Source organism: Kitasatospora sp. NPDC091257 (genome assembly GCF_044757675.1).
Taxonomy (GTDB): domain Bacteria; phylum Actinomycetota; class Actinomycetes; order Streptomycetales; family Streptomycetaceae; genus Kitasatospora; species Kitasatospora lactacystinica.
The window spans coordinates 1-6,244 of sequence record NZ_JBIVVI010000494.1; the positions used below are offsets into that span (position 1 = coordinate 1).

Genomic DNA, 6,244 nt, shown 5'->3' on the forward strand with positions numbered 1-6,244 from the left:
GGCAACGCCGAGGGGCCCGCACCGGGCATTGTGTACGCGGTGCGGGCCCCTCGCTGCTTGGCGGGTGCCGTGGCAGAAGAATTACAGCGGGCGAATGTTCTCGGCCTGCGGGCCCTTCTGGCCCTGAGTGACGTCGAACTCCACCTTCTGGCCCTCGAGCAGCTCACGGAAGCCGTTGGCGTTGATGTTCGAGTAGTGGGCGAACACGTCCGGGCCGCCACCCTCCTGCTCGATGAAGCCGAAGCCCTTTTCCGAGTTGAACCACTTCACGGTGCCATTAGCCATTAAAAATCTCCTTCAAGGGGCTTGCCGAAGCACGCACAGCGCGAGCTCCGAGTCGCCGCGATGAGCACCCACCCGGGGAAGAGCCGGGAAACAAAAATGCGCCTGCGTAATACATCAGCAGGCGCACACAAAGTTCATGGGAACCACTACTGCAACTGAAACGACTCTAGCAGGCCCGGGCGGGCAACGGGCGGATATTTCACCTCCGGTTTCGGGGCAGCCTCGTCCGGGGCCGCCGGTCCCGAGCGAGGCAGGGACCCAACAGGCTTTGAGGGCAAGATGGTTGGCATGACGAGCACGGTCCGTGGCGGCGCCTCCCACCGGGGTGAATCCTCTGGGCGCGCCGTGTCCGACCGCGCACCCCTGCGCCCTGGCGCACTCCGAACGGGACACGTCCCCGTCGGCGACCGCTTCACCCGCGACACGTATGGGGACCGGGCCGTGCCCTACCCTGGGAACCATGTCGAACCCTGATGGGCTGCTCGTCGACATCGCCGCGATGGTGGAGTCCGAGCACAGCAACCAGATGGCCTTGACCGTGGTGGTCCCCGGCGCGGTGATCACCGGCAGACTCGCACCGGTGGCCCTGTGGTGGGAACGGGTGGCGGAGGTCCTCCAGGCCTCGGATCACCTGAAGCCGTTCGCCGCCCTCTTCGCCCCGCCCGCGGACGGTCCGCCCGCACGGCCCACCCACCTCCACCTCCACCGGGCGAAGATCCTGCAGGGCGACTTCGCGCTGCCCCACACCGGCGGCATGTACCGCATCGCCATCGAGGACATCAGCAGTTGGACGATCGGGGACCTCAGCTATTCCGACACCTGACAGCCCCGGCAGGCCGAGTGGTCGCAGGGCTTTGCCTCCTACGCCCACATGCCTCCGTGCCCGCCGCCCCGGCACTGCGCCGGGGTGGCGGGCGGTCCGGCCACGGTGCCGCCGCTTGCTAGACGTGGAACGGGACGGTCGTGACGACGACCTTCGGCAGGGGGCGCAGTGCCCGCCGCAGCCGAGCGGCGAGTCGGTTGTGCAGGGGGCGGTGGCGCCAGTGCCGCACGACGATCTCCGGGAGGATGACGGTCAGGGTGAGGTCCGGGCGCTGGTGGTGCAGTGACTCGATGTAGTCGATCAGCGGTGCGACGATCGCGCGGTAGGGGGAGAGGACGATCTTCAGCGGTAGGTGGTCGCCCCACAGGTTCCAGTACTCGCGGAAGCGTTGGGCCTCGTCCGCGCTGGAGCTGATGTGGATCGCGAGGACGGGCTGCTGGAGCGAGGCGGCGTAGGCGAGGGCTCGCATGCCGGCCTGGTCCAGTGTGGCGACCGGCACGATCGACAGCGGGTGGATCTCCTCGGGGGTCTCCTCGCTCTCCGCTTCCGCCCCGGCCTCGACCGCCGCCGGGGGCCGGGCGGCTCGTGGCATGCCGGCCCCCGGGCCCGGCGGCGTGATGGTACGGCTGGGGACTTCGACGGCGTGGGGGTGCAAGGCGACTGCTGCACGGACCGTGTCGTAGTGGTGCCGGATCCTTGTCGTCACCAGGATGAACAGTCCCACCGTGAGCACGGCGAACCAGGCGCCCTCGGTGAACTTGGTGATGCCGGCGGTGACGAAGACGACCGCTGAGAGCAGGGCGCCGGTGGCGTTGAAGGCCAGGCTCTTGCGCCAGTGGCGGTCGCGCAGCCGCCACCAGTGCACGACCATGCCTGCCTGTGACAGCGTGAAGGCCAGGAAGACACCCACGGCGTAGAGCGGGATCAGCGGGCCGGTCCTGCCGCCGAACGCCGCGTAGATCGCCGCCGCGGCGGCGGAGAGCAGGATGATCCCGTTGCTGAACGCCAGGCGGTCGCCCAGTCGCAGGAAGATCCGTGGTGCCTGGTGGTCGCGGGCCAACAGGTACAGGACGCGGGGGAAGTCGTTGTAGGCGGTGTTGGCGGCGAGGAGCAGGATCGCGGCGGTGGCGGCCTGGGTGAAGACATACAGGAAGCTCGACCCGAAGGTGCGATGGGCGAGCTGCGACAGGACCGTCTCCTGTGAGTTCGGGACGATGCCGTCGAGGTGGACCAGGGCGATCGTGCTCGCGAACAGTGCGACGAGCAGGCCGACCATCCAGGTCAGTGTCGTGCGGGCATTGCGCCACTCGGTCGGCTGGAAGGCGGGTACCGCGTTGGAGATCGCCTCGATACCGGTCATCGCCGTCGAGCCGGAGGCGAAGGCCCGCAGGACCAGGAGCAGGCCGACGCCCTCGGTCGCGGTCAACGGTGGTGTCGCCGTCGGGTGGAAACCGCGGTCGGCCGCATCGGACAGACCCACGACGACGAGTACGAGGACCGCGAGGACGAAGGCGTACGTCGGTGCGGCGAACAGCGCACCCGCCTGCCGCACGCCGCGAAGGTTCCCCGCGAGCAGCACGGCGATCACGACGACGCCGATCGGCACAATGTCGGGTTCGAGCGACGGGAGCGCCGAGGTGACCGCCGCCATCCCGGAGGCGATCGAGACCGCGACCGTGAGGATGTAGTCGGTCATCAGACCGGCAGCCGCCGCCAGCCCCGGAACGCGGCCCAGGTTGGCGGTGGCCACGATGTACGAACCACCGCCGTGCGGATAGGCGCGGATCGTCTGACGGTAGGACACCCCGACCGCAAGCATCAGGAACACGATCGTCACGGCGATCGGCACCGAGTACCGCAACCCGGCGCCACCGGCGAGGACGAGGACGGTCAGCATCGCCTCGGGCCCGTACGCGACCGAGGAGAGCGCGTCGGCGGAGAGCACCGGCAACGCCACAAGCTTGCGCATCCGCTCGTGCGCGATCGCGGTACTCCGCAGTGGAGCCCCGAGCACCACGTGCCGCACCCTGGAACCGACCCGGCCGAGCCGGGAAGTCCACAGGCCCTCGCCGGTCGCCTCGACCGCCGGCGGTTGCCCGCCAATCGCGGCGACCCGCACGAAACGACCGAAGCGGACCGGCAGGACCTCCGAAGGAGCGGGATAGCGACCGAGATCCGGATCCACCGGCAGCGCACGCCGCCAGGCCTGCGGATCCCCGGAAACCCGGCCCCATTCAAGTCCCACCCGGCTCAACACCGCGAGCTGCTCCGCGTCCAGCGCCGACAGCGGGGCGTCGGGGCTCGGCGCCCCGCCTTCCTGGGCACTGCCACTGTCGCCACGGCTTGTACTTGACACGGGACACAGTGTTACGCACGGCGCCCCCGGCCCGGCGCAAGGCACACCTCAAGCCGCCACGCGCTCGGCAGGGCGTGCAAGGGGCTTCGTGCACGTCCCTGCGGTCATGGGATGCTGAGCCGGTCCTCGAAGAAGAGCGAGAACCGGTTCGGCGCGCGGCGGACGGGCGCCGCGGTGCTCAGCTGTCCAGGCGGCGCCGGCTGAGCCAGGCGACCATCTCGGGGTCCCGGTGGTCGAAGAACAGCGTCGTGCCGGTGTCGAGGGCGGCGACGGCGGACATCTGGTCGTCGGTGAGTGCGAAGTCGAAGACGTCGATGTTCTGCGCCATCCGGTCGGGGTTGACCGACTTGGGAATGGTGACGATGTCGCGCTGGATCAGCCAGCGGAGCACGACCTGCGCCACGGACTTGCCGTGCGCCTCGCCGATCCCGGCGAGGACGGGGTTGGTGAACAGGTCGTTCCTGCCTTCGGCGAAGCCTCCCCAGGCCTGGTGCCGGACGCCGTGCTCGCGCATGAGGGCGTGGTCGGCGGCGCGCTGGAAGAAGGGGTGGGTCTCGATCTGGTCGACCGCCGGGGTGATCTCGTTGTTGAGGACCAGGTCGAGGAGTCGGTCGGGGTGGAAGTTGGCGACGCCGATCGCTCTGGCCAGGCCCTCGCGGTTGACGGCCTCCATGGCGCGCCACTGGCCGTACACGTCGCCGTAGGGCTGGTGCATCAGGTACAGGTCGACGTGGTCCAGGCCGAGCCTGGCCAGGGACGTCTCGAAGGCGCGGCGGGTGTTGGCCTCGGCGGGGGCGTCCTGGACCCAGAGCTTGGTGGTGACGAACAGCTCCTGGCGGGGGATTCCGCTGTTCTTGATCGCGTGGCCGACGGCTTCCTCGTTGCCGTAGGCGGCGGCGGTGTCCAGCAGGCGGTAGCCGGCGGCGAGGGCCTCGGTGACGGCCTGCTCGGTCCGGTCCGCCGGGATCTGGTAGACGCCGAAGCCGAGGATCGGCATCCGGACGCCGTTGTTCAGGGTGACGTGCTGCACGGGGGCTCCTGGAGAGGACCGGATGGAAAGGGGGCGGTGGTAGGTCGGCCGGTGGCTTCGGTGATCGCCGCCAGGACGCCGGTGGAGCGCCGTCCGGCGGCCTGCTGCTCCGCCCGGGTGGCCGTCCGAGGGTCCGCGCACGTCGGTGCCGCGCCATGGTGGTTCGCACTCTATCCATGACCCGTGCGATGCGCGCCCGCGCGTCGTTTCCACGCCGACGGAGGCGGAGCGAGCACGGGAACGGTCACCACGGACGGTGTCGGGCAGGGACTGCCCGACAAGGTCACCGGATCACCCCTCGGCCGGGGCGGCGCGCGAACCGAGGAGCTGTGCGACCGGATCGGCGCTGCCCGTGGCGCTCAGCTCCTGCACCAGCTCGCAGTTCCTGGCGATCCTGGCGGCGATCCACTCGCGCAGCCACGCGGACAGCTGGGGGAGCGGCAGGTCGGACGGGGCCAGCCCGGTGAGCACGCAGCCGGTCGCCGCCGCGCCGCCGACGTTGACGACCACGTCCGGCAGGACGGTGTGACCGGCCTCGCGCAGCAGCCGGCGGGCCGGCGCGGTGCAGCTCAGGTTCCCGCCCTCGACCACCAGGCGGGCCCGGACCGCGGGCACCGCCTCCTCGTCGACCGCGGAGGCGGAGGCCGCCAGCACCAGCACGTCGGCGTCGACGTGCAGCCACGCCTGCCCGGGGCCGTGGACCGTGGCCCGGTCGGGCAGCCGGTTCCGGTCGATCGTGCCGTCGCTGCTGGTGAGCGAGGCGAGTTCGGCGACGGGCAGTCCGCGCTGGTCCTCGACGGTGCCCCGGACGTCGGCCACGGCCACCACCCGGTGGCCGTGGGCGGCCAGGTGACCGGCCACCGCGCGCCCGACGGTGCCGAAGCCCTGGATCGCGATGCGCTGCGGGGTCCGCGCGCCGGAGGCCCGTAGAGCGCCGAGTACCGCGACGGCCACGCCGAACCCGGTGATGTCGGCCATGTGGTCCCACAGTTCGGCCCAGCCGACGGTGAGGCGGGTGGTGCCGGGGAGGCGGGTGACGTCGTACCCGGCGGCCTCGAAGGCCAGCCGCCGGTCGGCGTAGGTGGTGCCCTGGTCGCACCCCAGGTACACCCCGCCGTGCAGCAGCGGGGCCGCGGCGCGGCCGAACTCCCGCATCACCGCCTCCCGTTCGACGCCGGCGCCCGGGTCGGGGGCGATGCCGGCCTTGGCGCCACCGATGGGCAGGCCGACCAGCGCCAGCTTGTGGGTCATCGCCCTGGCGAGCCCGGTCAGCTCCTGCTCGGTCACCGTCCGGGTCATCCTGGTGCCGCCCATGGCGAGGCCGTCGACCATGGAGTCGACGACGACCCAGCCCCGGGCCCGGCACTCCGGTAGGTCCAGGGCGGTGGAGAGCACGGGCCCGGTCGCCCCGCGCGCACCGTGCGGTGCGAGCGCCGGGTTCACTGCGCACCGTCCTCCGGGACGGACCGCAGGCGCAGGCTGCGGGGGCGCATGTCGGTCCACACGCGGTCGATGTGCGCGAGGCATTCGTCCTTCGCGCCCTGTACGCCGACCTCGTGCCAGCCCGCCGGCGACTCGCGGTCGGCGGACCAGATCGAGTACTGCTCCTCGTCGTTGACGACGACCTTCCACTGCTCGGTTGCCGCGCTGGTCATGGCGTTACCTCCGGATGTCGCTGGTGGGTGGGGGGTCCGCCGGGCGGCGGACGGGTGGAGCCGGTTCGGGGCCGGCGTCGGGGCGGGTGCCGAGG

General features: G+C 71.2%; 6 protein-coding genes. 1 reads left to right on the plus strand and 5 read right to left on the minus strand.

The features are described 5' to 3' along the window. Window positions 1-81 precede the first annotated feature (81 nt). A complete protein-coding gene (locus tag ACIQOV_RS22405; RefSeq protein WP_045694210.1) occupies window positions 82-285 on the minus strand; it encodes a cold-shock protein in 204 nt (67 codons plus the stop codon). A gap of 460 nt (window positions 286-745) precedes the next feature. On the opposite strand from ACIQOV_RS22405, the gene ACIQOV_RS22410 reads away from it, so the two are divergent. Next, window positions 746-1,108 (plus strand): hypothetical protein, encoded by a 363-nt coding sequence (locus tag ACIQOV_RS22410; RefSeq protein WP_359908853.1) that lies wholly within the window; start codon window positions 746-748, stop codon window positions 1,106-1,108. Between the two features lie 118 nt (window positions 1,109-1,226). Here the strand turns inward: ACIQOV_RS22410 and ACIQOV_RS22415 are convergent, their stop codons facing one another. The 4 genes from ACIQOV_RS22415 to ACIQOV_RS22430 all read right to left on the minus strand — a co-directional run bounded on the left by ACIQOV_RS22415 (window position 1,227) and on the right by ACIQOV_RS22430 (window position 6,149). After that, complete coding sequence (locus ACIQOV_RS22415) at window positions 1,227-3,077, minus strand: APC family permease (RefSeq protein WP_401051024.1); 1,851 nt, start codon at window positions 3,075-3,077, stop codon at window positions 1,227-1,229. Between the two features lie 565 nt (window positions 3,078-3,642). Next, window positions 3,643-4,494, minus strand: coding sequence for an aldo/keto reductase (locus ACIQOV_RS22420; RefSeq protein ID WP_401051017.1), 852 nt, complete (start codon window positions 4,492-4,494; stop codon window positions 3,643-3,645). A gap of 291 nt (window positions 4,495-4,785) precedes the next feature. Continuing rightward, window positions 4,786-5,937: a Glu/Leu/Phe/Val dehydrogenase dimerization domain-containing protein gene (locus ACIQOV_RS22425; protein ID WP_401051019.1), complete on the minus strand. Its 1,152-nt coding sequence runs from the start codon at window positions 5,935-5,937 to the stop codon at window positions 4,786-4,788. After that, window positions 5,934-6,149, minus strand: coding sequence for an MbtH family protein (locus ACIQOV_RS22430; RefSeq protein ID WP_401051022.1), 216 nt, complete (start codon window positions 6,147-6,149; stop codon window positions 5,934-5,936). Before ACIQOV_RS22430 ends, ACIQOV_RS22425 begins: the two co-directional genes overlap by 4 nt. Between the last annotated feature and the right edge of the window lie 95 nt (window positions 6,150-6,244).

Coding starts and splice junctions, on each gene's coding strand:
- ACIQOV_RS22405 (WP_045694210.1), bottom strand. CDS start 285: ATGGCTAATGGCACCGTGAAGTGGTTCAACTCGGAAAAGGGCTTCGGC.
- ACIQOV_RS22410 (WP_359908853.1), top strand. CDS start 746: ATGTCGAACCCTGATGGGCTGCTCGTCGACATCGCCGCGATGGTGGAG.
- ACIQOV_RS22415 (WP_401051024.1), bottom strand. CDS start 3,077: ATGCGCAAGCTTGTGGCGTTGCCGGTGCTCTCCGCCGACGCGCTCTCC.
- ACIQOV_RS22430 (WP_401051022.1), bottom strand. CDS start 6,149: ATGACCAGCGCGGCAACCGAGCAGTGGAAGGTCGTCGTCAACGACGAG.